The sequence below is a fragment of the Paenibacillus sp. GM2FR genome (assembly GCF_002803325.1).
GTDB lineage: Bacteria > Bacillota > Bacilli > Paenibacillales > Paenibacillaceae > Paenibacillus_AQ > Paenibacillus_AQ lautus.
Genome location: NZ_MKZM01000008.1, coordinates 1 through 23,489, shown reverse-complemented (window position 1 = coordinate 23,489; position 23,489 = coordinate 1). Strand labels below are relative to the sequence as shown.

Genomic DNA, 23,489 nt, shown 5'->3' with positions numbered 1-23,489 from the left:
GACTATCCATGTCCATGAGCCCCGGTGTCCGTTAACCACGCAAGCGTGCCGTCATAGCCATTACTGCATGATTCGATGAACGGTATAAACATCCTTCACCCGCTTGATTCGTTCCACAACGGAATGGAGGTGATCCGTATTGCGGATCAAAATCGTCATGTGGATCATCGCCATTTTGTTCTTATCAGATCGGCCGGTCACAGCGGAAATATTCGTCTTGCTCTCTGACACCGCCTGAAGAACTTCATTTAACAGTCCGTTACGATCATGGCCCGTCACTTCGATATCGACGCTGTAATTAGCCTCAACGGCCGTTTCCCACTCCACTTCAATCACGCGCGCGGCATCTTCGCCTTCACCCATGGATGGCAGATTGGCACAATCCGAACGATGGACCGATACCCCGCGTCCGCGGGTAACGTAACCGACAATATCATCGCCGGGAACGGGATTGCAGCATCTCGCAAAACGCACAAGCAGATTATCAATCCCCTTAACGCGAACGCCGTTAGTCGGACGGCTTCGTTTCTCCGCCGGCTTGATTTCCTTCATCTCGGAGGTCAATTCAAGCTGATTCGCTTCCTCCTGCTCCTTACGGAGCTTCTCGGTCACTTTGGTGCAGATTTGAGCGGCCGTGATCCCGCCGAAGCCAACCGCGGATAACATATCCTCGATATCATTAAAGGCAAATTTCTTGGCCGCCTCCATTAATTTATCATCGGTCGTCCACTCGGACACATCAAGACCGAGGCGCTTGATCTCGCGCTCCAGCATCTCGCGCCCCTTCTCCACGTTCTCTTCCCGCTTCTCTTTCTTGAACCATTGCTTGATCTTACTGCGGGCATGCGAGGATTGGGCAATCTTCAACCAGTCCTGGCTAGGACCGTATGAATGTTTCGATGTTAAAATTTCCACAATGTCTCCGGTCTTGAGCTGATGATCCAGCGGAACAATTCTGCCGTTGACCTTCGCACCAATGGTGCGGTTTCCTACTTCAGTATGAATTCGGTAAGCAAAATCGAGAGGGACGGAGCCTGAGGGCAGCTCGATCACTTCGCCTTTTGGCGTAAACACAAAGACCAAATCAGAGAAAAAGTCCATCTTCAAAGATTCTACAAACTCCGAGGCATCCTTCGTCTCATGCTGCAGCTCCAATATTTCACGGAAGAACGTCATCTTATTATCGAAGCTGCCTCCGTTGCCTGCGGAACCTTCTTTATAGGACCAGTGTGCCGCAATACCGTACTCCGCCGTACGATGCATCTCCCAGGTCCGGATCTGAACCTCCGTCGGTTCCCCGTTCGGTCCAACCACCGTCGTGTGAAGGGATTGATACATATTCGTTTTTGGCATGGCGATATAATCTTTGAAACGGCCAGGCATCGGCTTCCACAGGGTGTGGATGATCCCCAGCGTAGCATAACAATCCTTAATATTGTCCACAATAATGCGGATCGCAAGGAGATCATAAATTTCGTTGAATTGTTTGTTCTTGACCGTCATTTTCTTAAACACGCTGTAGATATGCTTCGGTCTGCCGGATAAGTCGGCTTGTATGCCCATCTCGTCAAGCTTCTCACGGATACAGACTATGACATTGTCGATATACTGCTCTCGTTCAGCCCGCTTCTTGTGCATCAAATTCGCAATGCGGTAATACTGCTGCGGATTCAAGTAACGAAGCGCAATATCCTCCATCTCCCACTTGATCGCGGAAATACCTAGACGATGGGCGATCGGGCAGAAGATCTCTAGCGTTTCATATGAAATACGGCGCTGGCTTTCCTCGGACTGATACTTAAGAGTGCGCATATTATGAAGCCGGTCCGCCAGCTTAATCACGATCACCCGGATGTCCCGTGCCATCGCGATAAACATTTTACGATAATTTTCGTTCTGCTGCTCTTCTTTGGATCGGAATTGGATACGTTCGAGTTTCGTTAAACCATCCACCAGCAGTGCACAGGTATCCCCGAAGCGCTCACGGATCTGCTCGAGCGATACGGTTGTATCCTCAACGACATCATGAAGCAACGCAGCAATAATAGACAACGTGTCCATCTGCATATTCACCACGATGTCTGCAACCGCAAGCGGATGAAGAATATAAGGTTCTCCCGATTTCCGCACTTGTCCGTGGTGGGCTTGCTCCGCAAATTCATAAGCTTCCTGGATGCGGAGAAGATCGGGTTCTTTTGTATAGGCGCTGGCCTTTTCGAGTAATCGCTCTATGCCCATTTTGGAGTCCTTCTCTTCCCTTTCTATATAAAATGGAACCCGCCCTTGTCAAAACGTGCAGGTTCCCTCGTGATTGTTTTCCTATCATTATGACGCTTGTGACGTTATACGTCAACATGTCGAGCGTTCAGACACTTATAGTATGCCCGTTTCCATCGCGGAGACATCAAAACTTGGCATGAATTGAATATTTTGACGAACTGTAAAAATTATTGTTGAAAAAACGAACGATTGTATTTAATCTATTAAAGATCGTACGCGAACGGTCCTATATTTAAAGTCCTAAGAGGAGTGAAATGGTTTGCAACGTGAAATTCAAGTAGATGAGAAACTTCCGTTTGGCCCCGGGTTCCTTCTGAGCCTGCAGCATTTGTTCGCCATGTTCGGAAGTACGGTGCTTGTACCGAACCTTTTTGGTGTGGATCCCGGCATGATCCTGCTGATGAACGGTATTGGTACACTGCTCTACATTTTCTTATGTAAAGGAAAAATTCCGGCTTACTTGGGATCCAGCTTCGCCTTTATATCACCGGTTCTGATCGTACTGGCCAAAAATCCGGAAGCCAACTATGGCAAAGCTTTAGGAGCCTTTATCGTTACCGGTATCATCTTCTGTCTCGTAGCTCTCATCGTTAAATATGCAGGTACCAAATGGATCGACTTCGTATTCCCGCCTGCGGTCATGGGTGCCATTATTGCCATGATCGGGCTTGAGCTTGTTCCGGTTGCTGCTGGCATGGCAGGTTTTTTACCAGAAGAGGGGCAATCCATTGATCCAAAAATCATTACGATTTCACTCGTGACACTTGGTGTCACCGTACTCGGGTCCATCCTGTTCCGCGGTTTCGCCAAAATCATTCACATTCTGATCGGAATCGTTGTCGGTTATGCTCTCTCTTTTGCTCTTGGTGTCGTGGACACGGAGAAAATTGCGAACGCGAATTTCCTGTCGGCTCCGGAGCTGACAACCCCAGTATTTGATGTCGCAGCAATATTCACCATTATTCCGGTTGCTATCGTTGTTATCGTGGAGCACATTGGGCATTTGCTTGTAACCAGCAATATTGTAGGCAAAGACCTCTCCAAAGACCCTGGCCTGCATCGTTCCCTGCTCGGTAACGGTATATCCACCATTCTGTCCGGCTTCGTTGGCTCCACCCCTAATACCACCTATGGTGAAAATATCGGGGTCATGGCACTCACTAGGGTATACTCGGTATTCGTAATTGCCGGAGCAGCCATTATTGCGATTATACTCTCCTTCTCAGGAACGTTCTCCGCCGTTGTAGCGAACATTCCTACACCTGTAATGGGCGGCGTATCTCTGTTGTTGTTCGGGGTTATCGCGGCTTCCGGTCTTCGGATCTTTGTTGAGCAAAAGGTCGATTTCTCCAAAGCAAGCAACATGATCCTAGCTACGCTGGTACTGGTAACAGGGATTAGCGGTGTAACCTTGAAAATCGGTACCGTCGAGCTGAAGGGTATGGCCTTGGCAACCATCGTAGGTGTCCTCATGGCTCTCCTCTTCAAAGTCTTCGAAATTACCGGGCTCTCCAATGAAAAAAATGATGAGCCCCTCGTAGAAAAAACGCCGGATTGAAACTAACAACCTTATCACAAATTAAAAATCGCCCTGAGCTGGTTGCTCAGGGCGATTTTTATTTCCCGGGAAAATCGGGAAGCATTTTGTCGTTTACTCGTATTGCATCAATGTAAATACATCGATTCCATCCAGCTTCGAACGGCCATTGAGATCAGCCAGCTCGATCATGAATGCAGCTCCAACGACGTTTCCGCCCAATTGACGGATGAGGTTAACCGAAGTCGCAATCGTACCGCCTGTTGCAAGAAGATCATCCGCTATCAATACATTTTGCCCCTTCTCGATCGCATCGGTATGCATCGCCAAGCGATCTTTACCATATTCGAGGTCATATCCCACTTCGATCGTTTCGTAGGGAAGCTTTCCGCTTTTGCGAATGGGCGCGAATCCTACTCCAAGCGCATAAGCCAGCGGAGCACCCACGACAAATCCACGGGCTTCGGGACCAGCTATCACATCAATTTTGAGATCGGATACCAAGACCTTCAATTCTTCGATGGCTTTGCGATACACCTCACCATTCTTCAGCAGTGTAGTAATATCTTTGAAGCTGATCCCCGCCTGCGGAAAATCGGGAACGACACGAATATAATCTTTAAAATCCAAAATAATCTCCTCCTGTATAGTTGCGGTTAAGATACGCCTTTTGTGCGGGACATCATCCATTGGGTTAATTGTTCCGTACCAGCATGCAGCAGATGCTGCTCCATATCCGCCAAATCGCTTAGTTCACGGAAGTGACGGGAAGCGTCCAGCGGTTTTTTCTCCGGCTTCTGTATGAAGGTTATCTGTCCCTGGACGCGCTGGATGAACGCCAATTCCTCAAACACATCCAGTACTTTCAGCAGCATGCGTGTGGACAAGGACGTCTGCTTCTGCAGACGTGTTACAACCTCATTCTCCGACATGGGAGCGGACGTCATTCCGGCAAGTAAAACATACAGCTTTTTAAACTGTTCGCGGTCCGGAATTTGCAGCCGATCACGCTGGTTCCGGGTCGGATGCAGCATGAATATATTGGGAACGGAATGGAAGGCTGACATGAATGCATCCAGTTGTTCAGCCGTTTCCGGTACATCCAGTACAAACAAAACGGAAATATCTTCTTGACTGCTCTCAGCAATATCATTTTCCGGCATGATGCCAGCATTCCTATCATATACCCAAAGGCACATATCATACAATTGACTTTTTATTTCCGGATGTGAATCTTTTGCGTACACCACTGCCGAACGGATTGCCGGGCAACGCAGATGCGGCTCCAGCTCGGCTCTCCACCGCTGAATTTCCTGTAACGGTTCTTTGATCCCGCGGTAATCAAACACCTGTTGATAAGGTGCGCAGATATCCTGAATCATAAGCTGTACTTTACGGCTCCCGTTCCATTCATTCACGGAAAGCTCGCCAAGCACATCCACAACCGATCCCACCGGCAAAATATCGGCAAGATGTCCCCAGCCGAATGAGATTGCATCGATAACCTCCCGCTTCTGCTGCAAACGAAGCTTCAAATGTTTCCCCTCTTTGCCAATTTTGCGGACGTCCTTGATGACAACATCCCGAAAGACGATCTTCGGTACGGCATTGGCCATACCAAATGGACCTAACTGTTCGATCTGTTCAATAACGGGCACCGATACATCCGACAAGCTGGCCTCCAGGTCCGCTTCACAGGTTGCAATTAAATGTTCTTCTTCGAGTGCTTCTTCCGCATATCGATGAAGTCCCTGTTCAAATTCCTCCAAGCGATCCCGATGGAGGCTCATGCCCGCTGCAGATGGATGACCGCCAAAATGGTCCATGACGTCCTTGCAGGAGTGCAGAGCCGCATAAATATCGAATCCAGGAATCGATCGGGCGGAACCTTTACAGTTCCCCGTCTCGGGATCAATCCCGAGGATAACGACAGGCCTGTAGAATCGCTCCAGTATTTTGGAAGCCACGATGCCAACCACGCCAACGTTCCAGCCTTCACCCGCCAATACGATGACAGGAGGAACCTCCTGTCCTCTCCAACGGTTTTGAACCATGCCAAGCGCTTCCTGGACGATGTTTTCGACCACTTGCTGCCGATCCTTGTTCAGCCCATCCAATTCCCAGGCAAGCCGCTCCGCCTCTTCCCGGTGTTCTGTTGTAAGCAGCGTTACGGCACGTCCTGCATGATCCAGACGGCCACTGGCGTTAATCCGGGGTGCCATGGAGAATGCCACATTAACGGCTGTCACCTGCTCCACATGGATCCCTGACACCTCAAGCAGGCATCGAATGCCTTCATACCTCGTATTCCGCATCGATTCAATCCCATGCTTCACAAGCACCCGATTCTCCCCCGTGAGCGGCATCAAGTCAGCAATGGTCCCGATTGAAACAATCTGTAACCATTCCTCCGGCGGTTCTCCAACGAGAGCCTGTGCCAGCTTATAAGCCACGCCTACGCCTGCCAGCCCCTTAAAGGGATAAGGGCATGTAGGGATTTTCGGGTTGATCAGCGCGTAAGCTTCTGGCAGCACTTCAGGCGGCTCATGATGGTCCGTAACAATCACGTCGATGCCAAGGCTGTTCGCATACGCAATTTGCTCGACTGCGCTAATCCCGGTATCGACGGTAATGACCAGACTGACCCCTTGCTGATGGGCCCAATCCAGCGCGTGATTATGTAAGCCATAACCTTCATTGGATCGGTGAGGTATATAAATATCATAAGATGCGCCCAAGTGACGCATCAGATGAATCATCAATGACGTGCTGGAAACCCCGTCTGCATCATAATCGCCATAGATTAGAATATGCTCCCGATCCTCCAGCGCTTTACGAATACGCGGTACAGCCTCCTGCATCCCCTGCATAAGATAAGGGTCATGCGTCAGCTCAAACGTTCCATATAGAAATCTCCGTCCATCCTCGGCTGATTGTATCCCCCGTGACGCCATGAGGGAAGCCACCATGGGTGGCAGCGACAGATCCTGGGCCAGCCTATCGGTGATCGATGACTCTGCCGAGCGTATTCTCCATTCATATTTGGAATACAGCACAGGGACTCACCTTCCTTTTCCTGCCTTTTTCCTGCTGTCTTATACCTATTAGCTCCAGACGCTACTGCGGAAGTGTCGGCATATCGTTATCCATCAAGTCATAGTTCGATTTATATGGATAACCCGGTTCATAGGGTACAACGTGAACCTTGGCATCCGTAACCTGAATAAAACGATGAGTTAACAGCTTCCGGATTCGCTCGGCAATTTCTTGAGCCTCCAATACGGACGTCCGCGGATTCACGGTAACTTTCACTTCAATGTTCACATGACGGATCTGTCCGTATTCTTGTACCTTCAGTTCCTCGATCGTGATCACGCCATGCACTCGCTGAATCGTATCCATGAATTCGGCTTCGTGCTCATGCCGCTTCTCTTCCACGAGCGTTCCATAGACGGAATGAACGATTAGTATATACCCTTTGCGGACCACGAGACAAGCCACAATCAGAGCCGCAACCGAATCCATGTAGAGCAGGGGAGTCCATTCAAAGTAGGAGCCACCCATCGCTAGTGACACGCCGATCAATACCGTAAGCGAAGAGTACAGGGCAAATCGATGATCAGCGGACAGCAACTCGTACCGGGGGTCATTGTTCCTTTTTATCTGCCGGCATTGGTACTGAAACACCGCTTCATTCACCGCGAGTGAGATGAAGACCGCAAGCAGTGCCGATTTGGTTGGCGGCTCCAAGTCGCCTGATGCCATGGTCTGAATCGCGGATACCGCAATTTGAATACCGCCCATGATCAATAAAACGGCAAATAGAATCGAGATCACGGGCTCCGTCGTGTCCGAAACATTCCGTTTGTCCCGAATGGAGCTTTTACTTCCGAATATACCCAGGCTTGGCAAACGGTCCACCAATAAAGTTACGGCATTCGCCGCAGAATGTAGAGCATCTCCGATTAGAGCCTTGCTGCCGGATAAATAACCGACGATCCCTTTGCACAAGGCCAATGCAAAATCCGTTACAATGCCTGTCCAAAGGACAGTCTCCGTATGATTCAAACGTTCATTGCTCACTTGAGGCCCCCCTCAATGTCACTATCGATCCTGTGCTAATCGTACTGTTAACTTTAGAAAGCCGCGTCGCCTGCGACGCGGCTTTCCACTTGTATAGGATCCTCTGCTATCTAGACTGCTACGCCAACAGCGGCTGAATTAGATTTCAATCTTATCTTTGCTTGGCTTCGGTGAATTTGGTTTATTGCCGGCATTGCGCCCTTTAAGGATAAGCCACAACGGACTTGCGATAAAGATCGAAGAGTACGCGCCGAATGCCAACCCGATACAGATGGCCAGCGAGAACATCTGTATCGACTCGCCGCCAAGCAGGAGCATGAAGAAAGCAGCGATGAATACAGACAATGCCGTATAGATCGAACGTCCAATCGTCTGGGACAAACTTTTGTTAACCAGATCCTTAAGATCCGAGACTCTCTTAATCTTGGCAAATCTCAAGTTCTCTCTGATCCGGTCAAAGATAACGATCGTATCGTTTATTGAATAACCGATAATGGTCAGAACGGCGATAATGAATGTTAGATCCACCTCTAATCCAAGGATGGAGAAGATACTGATGACAACAAATGCATCATGCAGCAGCGCTACGATCGCTGCAATCGCAAATCGCCATTCAAAGCGGATGCTGACATAGATAATAATCCCGATACAGGAGAGCAGCACGGCATAAATGGCGTTCCGTCCAAGCTCATTGGCCATCTCGGGGTCAACCGTATTGATCTCGAAGGTTGCCTTATTATCCAGCTTCTCAATGCCGGAACGGAGCTTCAGATCCTGATCCTCGGTCAGCACCTCGCTGAATCGAATATTGACGCGGTCATTACCGGGAGTAACGCTCGCATCTTCACCAATTCCAGCCTCTTTTAATACGGTATTAATCTGCTCCGTAGTCAAGGGCTTGGAGAGTGAGATGTCTACGTTCGAGCCGGATTGGAAATCAACTCCGTAGTTAAGACCACGAGTCAAGAGGAATACCAAGCCCAGAATCGTAATTGCAATGGATAGGATATAGAAAAATCTGCTTTTGCCTACGAAATCAAAGTTCTTAAAGCTCACGAATGTCACGCTCCTTTACGCCATAATGGCTCGGTTTGCGGGCCCAACCAATATTCACAAGCAGATTGAGCAAGAAACGGGAGAAATAAACGTTCGTGGCAATACTCACGATGATCTCCAGAATCAATACAAGCGCAAAACCTTTAACCGCGCCGGTACCAAATCCGAACATAACAGCGGCAACGAGTATCGTTGTCAAGTTGGAGTCCATAATCGCTCGCAGGGATGACTTACCGCCTGCTTTCACAGCTGATGGAACACTCTTGCCCGTTCTGATCTCTTCCCGAATGCGCTCATAGGTGATGATATTAGCATCAACCGCCATACCAATACCTAATATAAATGCCGCAATACCTGGAAGCGTCAGCGTAAAGTCAGCCCATACGAAAATAAGAATGAGAAGCCATGTATGCAAAATAAGTGCAAAGCTTGCCAACAAACCCGGTACGCGATATCTAATAATCATGAACAGCAGAATCGCAACCGATGCGATAAGACCTGCTTGTACCGTTTTCGTAAGAGACTGCATACCGAGCGTAGCTCCTACGCTCTGAGAGTACTTCTCAACCAGTTTCAGCGGCAGAGCACCGAGATTAATCGTATCCCGGATCTGCTTCGCTTCATCCAGCGAATAATTCCCCGTAATTTGTGCGGTACCGTCGGTTAATACGGCCCGTACCGTCGGAGCTGACAGCAATTGGTCGTCCATGAAGATAGCCAGCTCTTGACCGAGAAGACGTTCTGTAATTTCAGCAAACTTCCCTTTGTCCTTCACTTTAATATCTATCATAGGCTGATTAAGCTGGTCATAGGCAACCGATGCGCCGTTCTCGACGAAATCGTCGCCGCGGAGCTCAATTTTACAGAACTCCTCGCCTTCTTTACAGCCGTCATTGCTTCGGAATGTGAGGTTCGCAGGTTCTTTCATTGTTTTTCGAACTTCCGCCTCATCCGTTACGCCTGCCACCTTTAAGCGAATTCGGTTCGTCCCTTCGGGCGTAACCTCAGGCTCTGATGTTCCCATTGCATCCGCACGCTTTTGCAAGCTCTTTGCGGTTTCCTGCAGTGCTTCTTTTGTGACTTGCTGCCCTTCCATCAAAGGCTCTGCTTCATAAAGGATTTCGAATCCACCCTTAAGATCCAAACCTAGACGGACGTCTTTCAGCAAGCCTGGAGTTGTAACGGCCATTAAAACAGTGATCACGAGTACGGTTCCGACGAAACTGATAATTCTCTTCATGCCGTCCTTTGTTCCCCCTTTTTACTCAATATTCCTATTATAGCGATGTCATAAAACCCAGTCAATTTATCATAATTTGTCGGGCTTATGAATGAACCCTTATATCCGCAAGGCAAAAGGGACCTCTTCGATTAATCGAAAGAAGATCCCTTATATGCTGATATTGTCATATAGTTCATTAACGCTGTCGCCTTCAAGGACAGAATGTCATTGACCAGTTTGTGGAGGGAGGGAACGCCTTCCTTTTCATATTTGCTGCTGACACAGTTCCAAATATCGTCGCTCGTCACATACTCGTACCCAATCAAATGCATTTCCTCAACCTTGCTCAAGCATACCATCTCAATGGTGCTCATCAATTCTTCCTCGCTCATTTGCTCGAGTTCCATGCATATGGCCTCCTCACTGACTCCCTGTTGTCCCTAAGTTACATTCGACATGATACATTGCTTTCCTTCTATTCCTACCATGTCCTGAAAAAAAAGTAAAGTCATCAGATGGGACAGGTAGGGCATATCCATAAGAATAGCCATGTCGTGTCACCGTATTCAGTCTTAACCAGGGAGTGGGATGGACAGTGAACAAGCAATCATTTATTAAAGGAACGCTGATTTTACTTGCAGCCGGCATATTAAACCGCCTACTCGGTTTTATCCCCCGGATCGCCCTCCCCCGGATCATTGGACCCGAGGGTGTCGGAATTTACCAACTGGGCTACCCCTTCTTTATCGTGCTCGTGACGATCATTACCGGAGGAATTCCGCTTGCCATCGCCAAAATGGTTGCCGAAGCAGAAGGTGCCGGGAAGAGGGATGCTTCCAAACAAATTCTGCATGTCAGCCTGATGCTGACGCTTACAGCAGGCACCCTCTTTATGGGACTCAGTCTGCTCCTTGCCCCTTGGGTAACCGGCGTGCTTTTGCCGGACGAGCGTGTATACCAAACCTTTATCAGCATGACACCCATGATGATTATCATTGCCGTTTCGTCGGTCTACCGCGGATATTTCCAAGGTAAACAGAACATGATTCCCTCCGCGAGCTCCTCCGTGATCGAGACGATTGTCCGAATTATTTGCATGCTGTGGTTTGCGCATCTCCTGATGCCCAAAGGCATCGCTTATGGGGCGGCGGGTGCCATGCTCGGAACAGCCGTAGGAGAACTGATTGGCATGATCGCGCTGCTGCTGCAATATTCCGGCGAGGGAAGACGAACGAACAAACTTTTACCCAAATCCCAAGAACCCATTTCTGAAAAAAAAACAAAAGAAGACTCTCCATCGAATCAAGGCATCCTGAAACGTTTACTCGGCATTGCATTGCCGGTAACGGGAGGCAAGATGGTAGGTTCCTTCTCCTACCTGCTGGAGACGATTCTGACCAATCGCAGTCTCGCCATGGCAGGTATAGCGACATCCGTAGCCACAGCCCAGTACGGTGCACTGCAAGGGATGATCATCCCCCTCCTGCTGCTGCCCGGTGCATTGACGGTTTCTTTGGCCATCTCTCTGGTACCTTCACTCTCGGAAGCAGCCGCCCGTAATGATCGGTCTACGATCCACAAACGTATGAATCAATCCCTTCGGTTAGCTCTGGTCTCCGGAGCTCCGTTTGCCATCATTATGTTTGTTCTGGCTGAGCCATTATGCCTGCTCCTGTACGACAACGCGGAGATTAGCGATATGCTCAAAATCATGGCGCCGTTTGCCTTGTTCCTGTATGTGCAGTCCCCGCTTCAAGCTGCTTTGCAAGCACTGGACCGTCCGGGCCGGGCACTGCTCAATACGTTATTCGGGGCGATCATCAAAATGAGCCTCATCGTGTATTTGGCATCCAATCCCGCCTTTGGCATAAAAGGGGCCGTCATTGCCATTATCGTAAACAGCATTGCAGTTACATTACTCCACGGTTTCAGTCTATCGAGACTGATCGGCTTTCGATTCCGTCTGCTGGATTATGTCAAAATCGGGGCCGTTATGATCATTATGGGTGCCTGCGTCCTCTATGGGTACAAACATCTTCCGTTTTCGACCGCGCCATGGCTGCAATTTTGGACCTCCATCGCCGTTGGTATTCTGATCTATTTCATCATGATTTTTATGACCAAGCTGGTCACGCCGCGGGATCTGGAGCGTGTGCCTGTCATCGGTCCCTGGTTCAATAAATTCAGCCGCCGTTAGATCCTGTCTTTACGATCAATGTAAATCCGGCCTTTATGGTCAATGGAGCATAGAAAAATATCTTTAAAATCCTTAGCACCGTAATTCTGTATCTCGTTCTTAAGCCAGAACCGCGTTTTTTGGATCAACTCAAGATTCTCGTCCTGCACCTTTCCATCCAATATAAGCGGAATGGGCAGGCCTTCATACGTAATTTTATCGTAAGGAATATCTACGACTGTAGGGTTATTTTCGGATTGGAATGAAGTGGATGAAGAATTGTTGGCAGTTGAGGTGTTGGAAGAACGTGAAGAGCTATTCGAACTGCTGTTGGAGCTGTTGCCCGTATCTTTTGGAATCACGGTGAGCTGACCAGATGTTTCAAGTATCGCAAATTCCACATCCGCCAGACTGTCAATATCTTTGCCCCTGAGCTGCTGCATCAGATCATCCAGATTATAGCGAAGCCTTGCCATCTCTTTGCGGTGCAGCCTGCCCCTGGACACCAATACACTTGGCTTTCCGTCGGCAAACAGCCGTATACTTCGATTTTTTAGTCCGATGTAAGCAAGACCTACCTGTATGGCAACCAAAACGGCGATAGGAGCGAGTCCCTCCCAAATCGGCTTATGGACATCTTCAAGAACAAAAACGGCGATTTCTGCAATCATAACGGATATGACCAAATCGAAGATGGACAGCTTTCCGATTTCCCGTTTACCCATGATTCTCATGGTAACAAAGATGACCACGTACATCAGAATGGTCCGCAGAATCAGAATAGTCATATGAGACATAAACAATCCCTCCTAGCTTGTCGAACATTCTCATGTACAGCTATTCTGACCTGCTATAGCTTTTCCCATTCGATTACAACGGATTAATTAATGGAAATCATGCAAAACCGGCAGCAAAATGTTCAGTTTGTACTATATGTACAGGCTTGGCCATACAATTTAATGATCAAGATTAGTTAAGGGGGATGATTCATGGAACCGATCCGGCGAGTATTCACTTTCAGGATCACCAATCCGATTCTTTCAGGATTATTGTATTCTTTTTTCTGGATGTTTCTTGGCGCGTTGGCGTTATCCCTGCTTCTATGGGGCAGCGGGCTGGCCGAAGATGATTTATCGTTCTACACATTTCTCGTACATGCTATCGCAGCCTTTATCGGTGGTTGTGTCAGCGGTAAGCGTGCAGGAAACAGAGGTTGGTATTACGGCTGCCTGACAGGGCTGATATACGGCATTACGCTGCTCGTCATTGGCTTTCTTGCCTTGGATAGTTCCTTATCTCTCGGAGATTTGACGTTGATTGCCACGGTTTTTGCTGGGGGCGCCATCGGGGGAATGTTCGGGGTCAACTTAAAAAAATAATTTTAGGCTCTAATGCTCATCAGAGCATCTCACATCATGTAAAAAAAACAAAGGCTGATTCCTAAAAGGAATCGGCCTTTGTTTTGACGATTACATTCCATATGTAGGTGAAACGTCATGATGCATCCGCATTCACACTATGGCTGATAGAGTTACGATCGAACGTCAACTTCGTTACATCGTTCACTTTCAAAACCACGATGTCGTCGGTAATCTCCACGATTGTGCCGTGAAGGCCTCCAATGGTTACCACTTTATCGCCCTTTGACAAGGCGCTAAGCATTGCGTTCCTGGTCTTCTGTTTCTTCTGCTGTGGACGAATAAGCAGAAAATAAAAGATGACAAACATCAGAACGAACGGCAAAATCAAACCTAAAATGCCGCCTCCGCCTTGACCTGCACCAGCTGCTAAATCAAATGAAGTTCCAAACATATCTTTCCCCCCTTTCACCAACTTATCATGATGGCCATGAACTTGCTTTAGAACCCTTTTTCATTATCATGAAGGCCGTACTTATCAAAAAACTCATCGCGGAAATCAAGCAGACGGTCTTCCATAATACTCTGACGCACGTTACGCATCAAATTGAGCAGGAAATGCAGGTTATGATACGTCGTCAATCTTAATCCAAACGTTTCATCACTTTTAATCAGATGACGCAGATAAGCACGCGAGTAGTTACGGCAAGTGTAGCAGTCACATTCCGGATCCAGCGGTCCGTAATCCCTGGCATATTGAGCATTTCGAACGACAAGACGGCCTTGACTTGTCATCGTTGTCCCGTTGCGAGCGATCCGCGTCGGAAGCACGCAATCGAACATATCCACACCACGAATCGAGCCCTCAATCAACGCATCAGGTGATCCGACTCCCATCAAATAGCGAGGTTTATTGTTCGGCAGCAGGGGCACCGTGTAATCCAGCACTTCGTACATAAGCTGCTTCGATTCTCCCACACTAAGTCCACCAATAGCATAACCCGGGAAATCCATGGAAGTCAAATCACGGGCGCTCTGACGGCGCAGATCCTCATGCATGCCTCCCTGAACGATGGCGAATAGCGCTTGGTCTTCCGGTCTGGCATGACTCTTCAGGCAGCGTTCAGCCCAGCGAGAGGTCCGCTCGGTGGATTGTTTGACGTATTCATACTCTGCAGGATAAGGCGGGCATTCATCAAAAGCCATCATAATATCAGATCCGAGCGCGTTCTGAATCTCCATCGCAACTTCCGGGGAAATAAACAGTTTATCTCCGTTCAAGTGGGAACGGAAATGTACGCCTTCTTCCGATATTTTTCTCATTTCTGCCAAGCTGAATACCTGGAAGCCGCCGCTATCGGTCAAAATCGGCCGGTCCCAGTTCATGAATTTGTGCAGTCCGCCTGCTTCCTTCACAATATCATGTCCCGGACGCAGGAACAGGTGATAGGTGTTGCTCAAAATAATATGGGCATCCATGGCTTTTAACTCTTCCGGGCTCATGGTTTTTACGGTTGCCAATGTTCCCACAGGCATGAATGTCGGCGTATCGATCACGCCATGCGGAGTGTGCACTCTGCCGAGCCTGGCGCCCGATTGTTTACACGTTTTAATATGTTCATAAGTAACAGCTGCTGCCATTGTGATAACCAACCTCCGAATTAATAGATAAACATCGCGTCGCCAAAGCTGAAGAATCGGTATTCCTTATCAACCGCTTCCTTGTACGCTTTCATAATGTGTTCGCGACCGGCCAGCGCACTGACCAGCATAACCAGCGTGGATTTCGGCAGATGGAAATTCGTAATCAGCGCATCCACGACGGTAAAAGCATATCCGGGATATATGAAAATGCTTGTCCAGCCGCTGCTCTCGCGCAGAGGCTCGCCGTTCAGCTCCGATCCAACCGTCTCCAGCGTTCTGCAAGAGGTAGTCCCTACAGCGATAACCCGGCCGCCGCGCCGCTTCGTTTCATTCAGCAGCTCAGCGGTTTCCTGGGAAAGGGAATAGTACTCTTCATGCATGACATGATCCTCAACCTGTTCCACGGACATCGGACGAAATGTCCCCAATCCCACGTGCAGGGTGATGAAGGCGATGTCCACTCCCTTGGCCCGGATCTGTTCTAGGAGAGCTTCCGTGAAGTGCAGGCCCGCCGTCGGGGCGGCTGCGGACCCTTCATGCTTCGCGTATACCGTCTGATAACGATCACGGTCATCCAACTTTTCCTTAATATATGGCGGGAGTGGCATTTGCCCCAGTTCATCCAGGATTTCTTGGAAAATCCCTTTATACGAGAAGGATAAGGTGCGAGCTCCCATCTCGCCTTCTTCCTCAATCACAGCTTTTAATTTCCCGTCACCGAAGGAAATTATGTTTCCTTTTTTCAGCTTCTTGCCGGGTTTTACAAGTGCTTCCCACCGGTCTTGTCCCCTATTTTTCAGCAGAAGGACCTCTGCTTTCGCACCGGTGTCTTCCTTTACACCAAACAATCGGGCCGGTATAACCTTCGTATCGTTTAATACGAGCGTATCTCCCGGATTCAGGCTGTCTATGATGTCCGCAAACGTCTGGTGGCTTATGTGTCCGCTCTCTTTGTTAAGCGTGAGAAGCCTGGAAGAACTTCGATCCAGCAGCGGTGTCTGCGCAATTAAATGTTCGGGTAATTCAAAATCATACAAATCCACATTCATATCGGTCAGTCCTTCGTAATAGTCGTGTTGCGGTAATAGTGTTGGAGTATCTGCTTATAATCATACCCTTCATCTGCCATTCCCTTGGCACCCCATTGGGACATGCCCAGTCCGTGACCAAAGCCTTTACCGGTAAATTTAAAGCCGGAAGAGCTCTCAATCACACGGGCTTTTCCCGTTCCATTCATCACAACGGTACCGGAACCTTTGACATTACCGTTACCGCTCCCTGAGATGACGGATACCGTTTGGCCGCTTGAAACCGTGGATACCGCACCATTCGCGCTCAATACAGTATAACTTCCGGTCGATTCAATATCAAACAATGTGCTTGGCAGACCGTTAAAAGCCGAGCGGAACATATCCGGATATTTTACGTCCAGCACTTGACCGTTGGCTTTCACCGTAAGGGCACGTCCAGACGGGCCTCGCTCCGTTACATCCAGCGAAGTAATGGAAGCAGGCAAACTGTTGGAGGTTTTCCCTTTTAGAGAGGCCAGCAGTTGATCCGAAGTATAGGGACCGCGAACCCAGTCATAGCTATTGGATTCCGCCACTTTCTCAAGGACGACGGCTGTTTCTCCCGGATTCATCTTGCCTACAGGCTCAACGTTGGATTGGATCAATGGCAGTGGACGTACGTTTGTATCCTTGGCGGTAACGGTCATATACAGGAGTCCTGCCGATGTTTTGCTGCCGGTTTCCTTCACATTGTCCTCACGTACATAACCTGTAATGCCACTCGGAAGAAGTACATGATACCAGGATTTAAGCGCTGCTTGAGATGAGGAATCTCCAGGGCTTTCCACCGCGGCAAACAGATCGTTACGGTTACCCCACACCTCGGTGGAGTCTGCCGTCATTCCTCCGCTATTGGAAGAAAACACGGTTTCCACGATTTTGCCGTCCTTCATGACCACTTCGCCGTCGGTTGCATCCACTGCCTGAATAATGCTCGGATACTCATAGGCTGTTCCGTAATAGGCCTGGCTTAGCGTTGTGTCCACGACATGAGCTACTTCGAACTTATTTCCTTGGAATAGCGCATAGCTGCGCGCTGCCACAGCCTGGGCTTTCAGAGCTTCAGCCCCCCAAGTAGACGGCACCTCGGCTCCAACGACGGAATACAGGTACTGCTGGAACGGCAGTTCATTGACAAGATACAATTGACCGTTCTTTTGTCCGATCTCCAAAGCGCCTCGATACGAACGATCCGATCGTTCCTTCACATTCGTCCCGGCTCCTGAACTCCCCTCCACCCGCAGAACGGACTGACCGCCCGACAACATATAATGCTGTGACTCTTGAGGAGTCGCCAGGTTCAGGCTTACATCTCGTCTCATAATCAGACCCGGGGTGGTGCCATTCTGTTCAACGAGGGAACCGGATATTGCAGCAGCTTCCAGTTTGATTGCAGTCAGATCGGCTGTGTTGGCAGCCTCGCCTACCCACACCTCATAAGCGGATGCACCTCCGTTCGGTACCACAACATTGAAAGCATCCATACCGGCATCTGCATACGTCTTACGCACAGACTCCGCCTCGGCCTCCGATCCGTATGATCCTGCAGACAGATGCAGTCCTCCTTTAACGGAAGGCTTTTGACCATTCAGATAAGCGGCCGCCGTTTTCGCAGTTCGCGCAGCCGCTTCCACGGCCGCTTTCTCTGTACCGTACATACCGGCATATAGTTTGTATACACTGCCGTCCGCAAACAGCATCGGTTTGTCATTCGTCGCCTGCAGTTTTTTCGCTGCTTCGGAAGCCGTTTTCCAATCCGCGGTCTCAAGCACCTTGACGCGGTATGTATCCACACTCATTCGGACCTGCTGGTTTGCAGGGATGTTCATCAAAGTCTGCTGAGCACCGGATGCAAGCAGCGATGCCGTCAGAGCCTCAGCGGATTTTAGCGTAACGGCATTGGTTGTCGATTTATACTGACTGCCCAAATCCAAAAACATCGCAACTCGAATCGTGTCTAATGAAGGAGCGGCCGCATGTACCGCAGGCGCGCTCCATAAGGTCCCGGCAACAGCCAGTGACAATAGTCCCTTGGTGGTCCAACCGAATAATGATTTCGTCCAGTTCCTATCCATTTACGTCTTTCCTCCTGTAGCTATTAGGATTGGGTATGAATGTAATGATTCTATAATCTAACGGCGATCCTCAGGGAAAGGAATACCTAAATGTTGATAAGCTGTAGGCGTCACAACCCGTCCCCGGGGTGTACGCTGCAAGAAACCGATCTGCAGGAGATACGGTTCATATACATCTTCAATGGTTTGACTTTCTTCTCCGATGGTTGCCGCGATGGTATCCAGGCCTACAGGTCCCCCGCGGAAGCTTTTGATCATGGCGTTCAACATTTTATGATCGATAAAGTCCAGGCCCATCGGATCGATCTGCAGCATCTTCAGCGCTTCCTGAGCGATGCTTGGCGTTATCATGCCATCTCCTCGAACCTGGGCATAATCACGCACCCGTTTCAAGAGGCGGTTGGCAATGCGGGGCGTCCCGCGCGATCTCAGGGCAATCTCTTCCGCTGCTTCTCCCAAGATCTCGATCCCCAAAAGATCGGCATTGCGTGACACGATGTAACTCAGCTCGTCGACCGTATAGAACTCCAGGCGGCTTACCACACCAAAACGATCCCTTAGCGGCGCAGAGAGCAATCCAGCCCGGGTAGTGGCGCCAATTAAGGTAAACGGCGGCAGATCCAGACGAACCGAACGTGCGCTTGGCCCTTTCCCGATCATAATATCCAGCGCAAAATCCTCCATCGCTGGATACATCACTTCCTCTACCGTCCGGTGCAGCCGATGGATCTCATCAATAAACAGGACATCTCCTTCCTGCAAATTGGTGAGAAGCGCAGCCAGATCCCCCGGACGCTCGATTGCCGGACCGGACGTCGTACGGAGATTAACGCCAAGCTCATTGGCGATAATATTCGCCAGCGTCGTTTTGCCAAGTCCCGGAGGACCGTACAACAACACGTGGTCAAGCGCTTCGTTTCGCATTTTTGCCGCTTCGATGTATACCTTGAGATTTTCCTTAACTTGATTCTGTCCTATATATTCAGCCAAATAGCGTGGACGCAGACTAAGCTCGACAGCCTGTTCGTCCATCATCAGATTGGCGGAAATAATTCGATCGTCCATCTAAATAAACTCCTCTCCTGCAGCGATCCTCTAACCGGCGTATAGCTGCTGCAGTGCCCGTTTCATCAGCACATCGACGGATTCACCGCTTGCGGCAGAATCCTTAATCTTGAGCCAAACCTTGTCCAGCTCGCTATCCGTATAACCAAGAGCCTTCAATCCCTCACGTGCCTCAGACCACGCCGAGCCATCTGCTTCCGGTTCAGGCTCCTGCATGGCAAAAAGACCGGTCATCATGCTTGCATTTCCGAATCCCTCAAGCTTGTCCTTAAGGTCCAGAATCATGCGCTGCGCCGTTTTCTTACCGATTCCGGGAAGTTTGATTAAGAAGGATACATTCTCCTGGTAGATCGCGGAAACTACATGATCCGGAGATCCGCCGCCCAATATGCCGAGCGCCACACGCGGACCGATTCCTGAGACTTCGATCAGTTTACGGAACAGCTTCTGTTCCTCCCGTGTCGGAAATCCAAACAACAGGATGGCATCCTCCCGAACATGATGATGGGTAAACACCGTGATGGTTCCTTCAGTTTTGGCAAAGGCATACGGATTCGGGCAGAACACCCGATATCCTACCCCTTGAACATCCAATACAATATATTCACTCTCTAAGTGGACAACCTGTCCCCGTAAAAAATCGATCATTTTCGCAATACCTCATTTAACTTGGAATTCAGTGTATAGGAATGAGCGTGACAAATCGCAACAGCCAATGCATCCGCCACATCGTCCGGTTTGGGAATGCTCTGCAGCTTCAGGAACATCCTGACCATCTCCTGTACCTGTTTCTTCTCGGCCTTGCCATAGCCGACAATCGCCTGCTTCACCTGCATCGGCGTATATTCTGCAATCGGGAGCCCGCGCTGGACCGCAGCCAGGATGAGAACCCCTCTGGCCTGGGATACGGACATCGCCGTGGTTACGTTGCGGTTAAAAAACAATTTCTCGAAAGCAACGGCCTCAGGCTCATATTTATCAATGAGCTGCAGCATGCCTTCGTACACGTGTTGCAGCCTCTCTTCATCCGGTGTATGGGCTTCCGTCTGGATGCAGCCATACTGTACAGGCGTGACTTTACTTCCAACCTTATCTACAAACCCGAAACCTACAATCGCGATCCCGGGGTCGATCCCTAAAATACGCAAACCAATCTCTCCTCTGATGAAGCGAACATATGTATCGTTCTCCCATTATAACAAAAGATCGACCTCTGTTGAGGAAAAACTTTGATCCTTTAAGCACCAGTTGCGTATCCTCTATATTGAGACCCCTGACATACCCGTAGAACGCAAAAAAACTGCCCGGACAATTTCCGGGCAGCAGCATCTTCGGTCACGAAGCGACAAGTATGGGACGATCTAAGGGGTCGGGCTCATGACATTCTCAGCCATATCCCGTGCATAGTCGCTAAAAGTTGACAGAACACTGTTATACTCTTCCATATCTTGAATGCGAATACCTTCTTCAAGCTGTTGAATCACATCTTTAGGCAAAGAGGACTCCATCGAACCGACATCCAGCTGAAAGAAGGTCCGCATCACTTTCTCTTCCTCCGGCGGGCCATCAAACAACGTTAAATTTCCGTTGGAATCGATGCTCATATAGGCTTGCCTCTTACAGGTCGGTGAAAGGTCGGATACGGCGTGCTCCAGCCAGACTTCGCCTTTGTTATCCAATCGTCCCTGCCATAAAGGATTTTTATTCATCAGTTCATAAATACCGTCCGCCGTAAGCTTTCCCATATCCTGCTCTTCGATGCCACATACATAAGTGATGCGAACATGAACATGCTTCTTTCCCTTCGAGGTATTCAGCTTCTGCATGAATTCCCTCTGATCCTGTCTGCGTTCTTCCTGCTTTTCATCCTCGATCTGCAAGTAATGCATCGTTTCTACGGCCAGCGGTGTTTCGTTGGATGCTGCAGTGAGCAGCCTTTTCATCTGATCCTTTATATTCTGGCCGGACCATATCATGATACCTGCGATCAAAATGATCGCACAGGACCAAATCGCGCGTCTCCAGCGTCTCCAGCGTTTTCTGAACAGCTTCTTAAAGAAATGAAAAACACTCAAGGTTATCCCCTTCTATTCAATGTTTTTCATATTGTGACCGGGAAGCTGCCAAATTATTCAGTTCCGCTTTTGCCATTAGCATCATTTTCAAACCATAACAAAGAAAGACCGCCTTCAGTTACACTGAAAGCAGTCTTTCGATTCGAATCGGGATGACACGATTTGAACATGCGACCCCCTGGTCCCAAACCAGGTGCTCTACCAAGCTGAGCTACATCCCGTTAATTAATGCCGGTGAAGGGACTCGAACCCCCACGGTTTCCCTCACGATTTTGAGTCGCGCGCGTCTGCCAATTCCGCCACACCGGCACAATGAAATTTCATAATGAGTAAGTAATTGATTGAAAAATGGCACGCCCTGAGAGATTCGAACTCCCGACCTTTTGATTCGTAGTCAAACGCTCTATCCAGCTGAGCTAAGGGCGCAAAATGGAGCGGACGACGGGAATCGAACCCGCGACCCTCGCCTTGGCAAGGCGATGCTCTACCGCTGAGCCACGTCCGCAATGAAATATGTATTCCGTCTCAAGTTCTCTTGGTAAAGATGGTGAGCCATGAAGGACTCGAACCTTCGACACCCTGATTAAAAGTCAGGTGCTCTACCAACTGAGCTAATGGCTCTTATTACTAAGAGTAAAGAATGGCGGAACTGACGGGATACTCTCTCTTCGGTCGAGACTGCGAAGTCTAGACTAACGAAGATGATGCTTCGACGAACCCGTAATGGATTCTCATCCCTGAAGCTTATAAGAATGGCGGAACTGACGGGATTCGAACCCGCGATCTCCTGCGTGACAGGCAGGCATGTTAGGCCTCTACACCACAGTTCCATGAGGCATTATCGCTACCGCGATATAAATTGGTTGCGGGGGCAGGATTTGAACCTACGACCTTCGGGTTATGAGCCCGACGAGCTACCGAACTGCTCCACCCCGCGTCATTATAAAAATTTCCTGTATGAGTTCCCCGAAAAGCAATCGGAATTACCTGCGAAGCATGAGCTTCACTTTTTGGGGATAATTATGGTGGAGGCTGAGGGGATCGAACCCCCGACCCTCTGCTTGTAAGGCAGATGCTCTCCCAGCTGAGCTAAGCCTCCGTCTGGAATAATGTTAGTGGTGACCCGTAGGGGATTCGAACCCCTGTTACCTCCGTGAAAGGGAGGTGTCTTAACCCCTTGACCAACGGGCCATATATGAAGTCCTTGCTGGCGGAGAGAGAGGGATTCGAACCCTCGAGACGCTTATGGCGCCTACACGATTTCCAATCGTGCTCCTTCGGCCAACTCGGACACCTCTCCATAAGTGGCTCCCCGAACAGGACTCGAACCTGTGACAACTCGATTAACAGTCGAGTGCTCTACCAACTGAGCTATCAGGGAATATGTATTCGCTTGGCGACGTCCTACTCTCCCGGGACCCTTCGGTCCAAGTACCATCGGCGCTGGAAGGCTTAACGGTCGTGTTCGGTATGGGTACGCGTGGAACCCTTCCGCTATCGCCACCAAACGTATATTCAGGATCCGGCATCGCCAAATGCCGTGATCATCCTCCTTGCAAGTATAGCTTGTACACTTACAAATCAGTTTTGATCACCTGAAAACTAGATACGAAACGAAATTTGCGTGTTTTAGAATCCGTAGCATTTCCCCAATGTATTATCGGGATCCCCGGAAAGTATTCCGCGTTGCTTCAAAGCTTCGCTTCACTTTTTGGGGTGTTTTGGATAAGCCCTCGACCGATTAGTATTGGTCAGCTCCATGCATTGCTGCACTTCCACCTCCAACCTATCTACCTCGTCGTCTTCAAGGGGTCTTACTAGTTGGGAAATCTCATCTTGAGGGGGGCT

At 49.3% G+C, this 23,489-nt stretch carries 19 protein-coding genes, 11 tRNA genes and 2 rRNA genes; 3 read left to right on the top strand and 29 right to left on the bottom strand.

Translation table 11 applies throughout. The features are described from left to right. Positions 1-60: 60 nt before the first annotated feature. Positions 61-2,238: a RelA/SpoT family protein gene (locus tag PAEVO_RS00235; protein WP_100535764.1), complete on the bottom strand. Its 2,178-nt coding sequence runs from the start codon at positions 2,236-2,238 to the stop codon at positions 61-63. A gap of 301 nt (positions 2,239-2,539) precedes the next feature. Between PAEVO_RS00235 and uraA the strand changes: the two genes are divergently transcribed. Beyond that, on the top strand, positions 2,540-3,838 hold the full coding sequence (uraA, locus tag PAEVO_RS00230) for a uracil permease (RefSeq protein WP_100535763.1): 1,299 nt from the start codon (positions 2,540-2,542) through the stop codon (positions 3,836-3,838). A 93-nt stretch (positions 3,839-3,931) separates the two neighbouring features. Here the strand turns inward: uraA and PAEVO_RS00225 are convergent, their stop codons facing one another. From PAEVO_RS00225 to PAEVO_RS00200, 6 genes are all read right to left on the bottom strand, one after another. Then, positions 3,932-4,447, bottom strand: a complete 516-nt coding sequence (locus tag PAEVO_RS00225) for an adenine phosphoribosyltransferase (RefSeq protein WP_100535762.1) — start codon at positions 4,445-4,447, stop codon at positions 3,932-3,934. A 26-nt stretch (positions 4,448-4,473) separates the two neighbouring features. Continuing rightward, a complete protein-coding gene (recJ, locus tag PAEVO_RS00220; protein ID WP_100535761.1) occupies positions 4,474-6,873 on the bottom strand; it encodes a single-stranded-DNA-specific exonuclease RecJ in 2,400 nt (799 codons plus the stop codon). 61 nt (positions 6,874-6,934) lie between these two features. Then, positions 6,935-7,900: a cation diffusion facilitator family transporter gene (locus tag PAEVO_RS00215; protein ID WP_100535760.1), complete on the bottom strand. Its 966-nt coding sequence runs from the start codon at positions 7,898-7,900 to the stop codon at positions 6,935-6,937. A gap of 138 nt (positions 7,901-8,038) precedes the next feature. Continuing rightward, a complete protein-coding gene (secF, locus tag PAEVO_RS00210) occupies positions 8,039-8,956 on the bottom strand; it encodes a protein translocase subunit SecF (protein WP_100535759.1) in 918 nt (305 codons plus the stop codon). After that, the gene (gene secD / locus PAEVO_RS00205) at positions 8,946-10,196 is read right to left on the bottom strand and encodes a protein translocase subunit SecD (RefSeq protein WP_100535758.1); all 1,251 of its coding nucleotides are present in this window, start codon (positions 10,194-10,196) and stop codon (positions 8,946-8,948) included. Before secD ends, secF begins: the two co-directional genes overlap by 11 nt. A gap of 131 nt (positions 10,197-10,327) precedes the next feature. Further along, positions 10,328-10,585, bottom strand: a complete 258-nt coding sequence (locus tag PAEVO_RS00200; RefSeq protein ID WP_006208841.1) for a post-transcriptional regulator — start codon at positions 10,583-10,585, stop codon at positions 10,328-10,330. A gap of 188 nt (positions 10,586-10,773) precedes the next feature. Between PAEVO_RS00200 and spoVB the strand changes: the two genes are divergently transcribed. Further along, positions 10,774-12,375, top strand: coding sequence for a stage V sporulation protein B (gene spoVB / locus PAEVO_RS00195; RefSeq protein ID WP_100535757.1), 1,602 nt, complete (start codon positions 10,774-10,776; stop codon positions 12,373-12,375). Here spoVB and PAEVO_RS00190 read toward each other — a convergent pair. Next, complete coding sequence (locus PAEVO_RS00190; protein WP_100535756.1) at positions 12,372-13,151, bottom strand: YetF domain-containing protein; 780 nt, start codon at positions 13,149-13,151, stop codon at positions 12,372-12,374. The genes spoVB and PAEVO_RS00190 overlap by 4 nt on opposite strands. A gap of 192 nt (positions 13,152-13,343) precedes the next feature. Between PAEVO_RS00190 and PAEVO_RS00185 the strand changes: the two genes are divergently transcribed. Beyond that, complete coding sequence (locus tag PAEVO_RS00185; RefSeq protein WP_100535755.1) at positions 13,344-13,733, top strand: TIGR04086 family membrane protein; 390 nt, start codon at positions 13,344-13,346, stop codon at positions 13,731-13,733. A 115-nt stretch (positions 13,734-13,848) separates the two neighbouring features. Here PAEVO_RS00185 and yajC read toward each other — a convergent pair whose 3' ends face one another. The 21 genes from yajC to PAEVO_RS00080 all read right to left on the bottom strand — a co-directional run. Further along, positions 13,849-14,166 (bottom strand): preprotein translocase subunit YajC, encoded by a 318-nt coding sequence (gene yajC, locus PAEVO_RS00180; protein ID WP_100535754.1) that lies wholly within the window; start codon positions 14,164-14,166, stop codon positions 13,849-13,851. Positions 14,167-14,213: 47 nt separating this feature from the next. After that, entirely contained in the window at positions 14,214-15,353 is a 1,140-nt protein-coding gene (tgt, locus tag PAEVO_RS00175) for a tRNA guanosine(34) transglycosylase Tgt (RefSeq protein ID WP_100535753.1), read from the bottom strand. A 20-nt stretch (positions 15,354-15,373) separates the two neighbouring features. Further along, a complete protein-coding gene (gene queA / locus PAEVO_RS00170) occupies positions 15,374-16,405 on the bottom strand; it encodes a tRNA preQ1(34) S-adenosylmethionine ribosyltransferase-isomerase QueA (protein ID WP_100535752.1) in 1,032 nt (343 codons plus the stop codon). 5 nt (positions 16,406-16,410) lie between these two features. Further along, positions 16,411-18,501 carry a SpoIID/LytB domain-containing protein gene (locus PAEVO_RS00165; RefSeq protein WP_100535751.1) on the bottom strand — a complete coding sequence of 697 codons (2,091 nt, stop codon included), beginning with the start codon at positions 18,499-18,501 and terminating at the stop codon, positions 16,411-16,413. A 57-nt stretch (positions 18,502-18,558) separates the two neighbouring features. Next, positions 18,559-19,566 (bottom strand): Holliday junction branch migration DNA helicase RuvB, encoded by a 1,008-nt coding sequence (ruvB, locus tag PAEVO_RS00160; RefSeq protein ID WP_071222748.1) that lies wholly within the window; start codon positions 19,564-19,566, stop codon positions 18,559-18,561. Between the two features lie 30 nt (positions 19,567-19,596). Next, positions 19,597-20,214: a Holliday junction branch migration protein RuvA gene (gene ruvA, locus PAEVO_RS00155; protein WP_100535750.1), complete on the bottom strand. Its 618-nt coding sequence runs from the start codon at positions 20,212-20,214 to the stop codon at positions 19,597-19,599. Next, positions 20,211-20,714: a crossover junction endodeoxyribonuclease RuvC gene (gene ruvC / locus PAEVO_RS00150; protein WP_100535749.1), complete on the bottom strand. Its 504-nt coding sequence runs from the start codon at positions 20,712-20,714 to the stop codon at positions 20,211-20,213. The genes ruvA and ruvC overlap by 4 nt, the downstream gene beginning before the upstream one ends. 213 nt (positions 20,715-20,927) lie before the next feature. Then, positions 20,928-21,641: a BofC C-terminal domain-containing protein gene (locus PAEVO_RS00145; RefSeq protein WP_100535748.1), complete on the bottom strand. Its 714-nt coding sequence runs from the start codon at positions 21,639-21,641 to the stop codon at positions 20,928-20,930. A gap of 147 nt (positions 21,642-21,788) precedes the next feature. Then, a tRNA-Pro gene (locus PAEVO_RS00140) sits at positions 21,789-21,862 on the bottom strand. Between the two features lie 8 nt (positions 21,863-21,870). Beyond that, positions 21,871-21,950 (bottom strand) — tRNA-Leu (locus tag PAEVO_RS00135). A gap of 40 nt (positions 21,951-21,990) precedes the next feature. Continuing rightward, positions 21,991-22,067 (bottom strand) — tRNA-Arg (locus PAEVO_RS00130). A 4-nt stretch (positions 22,068-22,071) separates the two neighbouring features. Next, positions 22,072-22,146: transfer RNA gene (locus PAEVO_RS00125), tRNA-Gly, on the bottom strand. Positions 22,147-22,186: 40 nt separating this feature from the next. After that, positions 22,187-22,262, bottom strand: a tRNA-Lys gene (locus PAEVO_RS00120). 132 nt (positions 22,263-22,394) lie between these two features. Next, positions 22,395-22,471: transfer RNA gene (locus PAEVO_RS00115), tRNA-Asp, on the bottom strand. Between the two features lie 30 nt (positions 22,472-22,501). Then, positions 22,502-22,578 (bottom strand) — tRNA-Met (locus PAEVO_RS00110). An 86-nt stretch (positions 22,579-22,664) separates the two neighbouring features. Then, positions 22,665-22,740, bottom strand: a tRNA-Val gene (locus PAEVO_RS00105). A gap of 17 nt (positions 22,741-22,757) precedes the next feature. Then, a tRNA-Glu gene (locus PAEVO_RS00100) sits at positions 22,758-22,832 on the bottom strand. Between the two features lie 17 nt (positions 22,833-22,849). Then, positions 22,850-22,941: transfer RNA gene (locus PAEVO_RS00095), tRNA-Ser, on the bottom strand. A gap of 5 nt (positions 22,942-22,946) precedes the next feature. Then, positions 22,947-23,022, bottom strand: a tRNA-Asn gene (locus PAEVO_RS00090). A 10-nt stretch (positions 23,023-23,032) separates the two neighbouring features. Continuing rightward, a 5S ribosomal RNA gene (gene rrf / locus PAEVO_RS00085) occupies positions 23,033-23,149 on the bottom strand. A gap of 213 nt (positions 23,150-23,362) precedes the next feature. Further along, positions 23,363-23,489: ribosomal RNA gene (locus tag PAEVO_RS00080) — 23S ribosomal RNA — on the bottom strand; the annotation flags it as partial.